This window comes from Muribacter muris, from assembly GCF_001038205.1.
GTDB lineage: Bacteria > Pseudomonadota > Gammaproteobacteria > Enterobacterales > Pasteurellaceae > Muribacter > Muribacter muris.
Genome location: NZ_JWIZ01000096.1, coordinates 1 through 2265 on the forward strand (window position 1 = coordinate 1; position 2265 = coordinate 2265).

The window sequence follows — 2265 nt, forward strand, 5'->3', positions numbered from 1 at the left end:
GAATGGCGTTTTAACCACAGTGAAATAAAAGTTCAATTTTCCATTTTAAAACAATTAGTAAAGCAGAATTTATTCTAGTTATCTAGTACAGCCCCTTTCTTTTTCATTATTGCCCCCTTGTCGCTTCCTTTGCGGCAATCCAGCCGTCAATTTCGGCTAAGTTCCAGCGGATATGATTTTGGGAGAGCCGGATCGGCTTCGGGAATGTCGGGTCTTCACGCATTAAGCTGTTTAATTTGGTGCGTTTGCAGCAAATACGGGTCATTACGTCATTGGTGCTGCCCCAAACCGCTTGAATAGGCTGTGGTTTATTGGGTAGGGGTAGGGGGATAGATTGGTTCATTGCTTACCTCTCGTTGTTAAACAGTTGATTTCGTTGGGTTGTGTAACGTTGCGTGAGGTATTAAAAATGAATTTAAGCCTGATAAGTGATAACTTCTCATAAAATTTTGGGAAGTTACAGATAGATTTTTTCTAAATATAATACATTGAATTTAAAAGAAAATTTTGGGGATTAAAAAGAGGATATTTTTTCCTAAAATCGTACAAAGTAAGATCTAAAAGGCTTGAGCTACTAAAAACGTGCCGAAATTCTACCGTTTTTTGCCGAATTTTATCGGGTTATTATGAAATAATATGAATTGATATGAAATAGATTGGAATGATACGAAATGAAAAAAGGCGATTACTCGCCTTTGTAATAACTGCTTATTTCAGTAAGTCGCCTTCTATAACCATCAACGCCTTTAGGTTCTAAAGATTCTATTCTGATTTCCCTTGCTCGTTCTGCAATTAAATTAGCAATAGCAGAATTATTTGGAAGCCCATTTGCCTTTTTGTATTTTTGACAATGATTAGCTAGTTCTTCAGCCAAAATTGCGATCATTTGTAAGTGTGTTTCTCTCTCAATAGAATTATATTTACGTTCCTCAGATTGACTATTTCCTGTTTTAGCAAAAGTGTTATTCAACGCTATATTGATTTCAGAACGCAGTATTCCGTATGTTTTAGCTTTTTTCTCTGACCTAAATCGTCCATTACGACTAGCAAACTCAAGGCATTCAGTTACTTTGCTATTCCAAAGCGATTCTAAGGTATATGCAGTAAATGGTGGTTCTGTGAGAGTAAAAAATATTTGGTTATCATTTTGGGTTAAGTAAGCATTAATTCTAGTTAAAATAAATAGACTGGCATTTTTAAAATCTAGTTCTTTTTCTTCCATTAACTGATTTACCAAGTCATAAACAGAAATAAAATTCTTGTCTATCTCTTTCTGAAAGTGATCTTGTTCTTCTTGAAATGTCATAAATGCCCCTTTCGCATTTGTCCTTATGAAAGAAAACCCGCCAGCAAGTAAGGTTCTCGTTTTCGGTGATCAGCCTAGGCGGGTTTAATATTATGTGCGTGGATATAATCTGCGACTGTGAATAACAGCGATAATATAAATTACATCGTTTTGTATTTCGTAAACAATTCGATAGCCACGACAAAAGGTTTCTTGTGTGCCGTCTTCTCGTTTTCTACCAATATAGGGCATAAATACGAGTAAATCGAATTTTGAATAGAGTTCCCCGTAAAATCTAGCTGCACTAATAGTGCTACCAGTGAAGTCAATCATATTTTCAATAATATCATCAATATTATTTTGAGCATCATTAGATAATATCCACCGTTTAGCCATAAATTACGCCTTGCTCTAATTGTTGTTGAGCTAATTCTTTTTCCTTACGAGCCAATAGGACTTCTATTCGTTGTCTAGATTGTTCCGCTGTTAAATATCGCCCAGCTTGAATATCTTCACGCCCTTTGCGGATTTTTTCCGCCAAAAATTCATCATAGCCTTTCTCTTTAAGCATAGTTTCACCTTATTATGAATAATTACGATAGGCTAAATGTAGCAGACTGTGGATTTTATAGCAATGAAAATAGGCAGTGCGGGATTTTCCGTAGTGGTAGGCATTGGCCGATAGCGGATTTCCGCTATCGTTTAAATGTTCAGCGAAGCCGGATTTCCTGCTTCGGTTGGCTTTAAGCGTTACCTAAAATTTGGACATCATTATAACTCCAATCCGTTAAACGCTGCTAACGCTTGTCGCTGGCTGTCGCTCAATTCAAGGGCGATTTCGCCGTGTTCGAGCTGATACATTCCCAACGCCATTAGAAAGGGCTGTCAATGATCTTCCAAAATTGAACCACAAAGATCCTTTAAAAGTGTTCCACTTTTATTATTTCTTAATTACGATGTTTAAATCGATAAGATTCATT

4 protein-coding genes and 1 pseudogene are annotated in these 2265 nt (G+C 36.4%); 1 reads left to right on the top strand and 4 read right to left on the bottom strand.

What is annotated here, in order from left to right; all coding sequences use genetic code 11:
- Positions 1–78 (top strand): annotated as a pseudogene (locus RO21_RS13040) (IS1595 family transposase); the annotation flags it as partial.
- A gap of 28 nt (positions 79–106) precedes the next feature.
- Here RO21_RS13040 and RO21_RS11430 read toward each other — a convergent pair.
- The 4 genes from RO21_RS11430 to RO21_RS11445 form a co-directional block, all read right to left on the bottom strand.
- A complete protein-coding gene (locus RO21_RS11430) occupies positions 107–343 on the bottom strand; it encodes a helix-turn-helix transcriptional regulator (RefSeq protein WP_047977907.1) in 237 nt (78 codons plus the stop codon).
- 342 nt (positions 344–685) lie between these two features.
- Entirely contained in the window at positions 686–1306 is a 621-nt protein-coding gene (locus RO21_RS11435) for a hypothetical protein (protein WP_047977908.1), read from the bottom strand.
- A gap of 90 nt (positions 1307–1396) precedes the next feature.
- Positions 1397–1681 (bottom strand): type II toxin-antitoxin system RelE/ParE family toxin, encoded by a 285-nt coding sequence (locus RO21_RS11440; protein ID WP_047977909.1) that lies wholly within the window; start codon positions 1679–1681, stop codon positions 1397–1399.
- The gene (locus RO21_RS11445; RefSeq protein ID WP_047977910.1) at positions 1674–1856 is read right to left on the bottom strand and encodes a hypothetical protein; all 183 of its coding nucleotides are present in this window, start codon (positions 1854–1856) and stop codon (positions 1674–1676) included. Before RO21_RS11445 ends, RO21_RS11440 begins: the two co-directional genes overlap by 8 nt.
- Between the last annotated feature and the right edge of the window lie 409 nt (positions 1857–2265).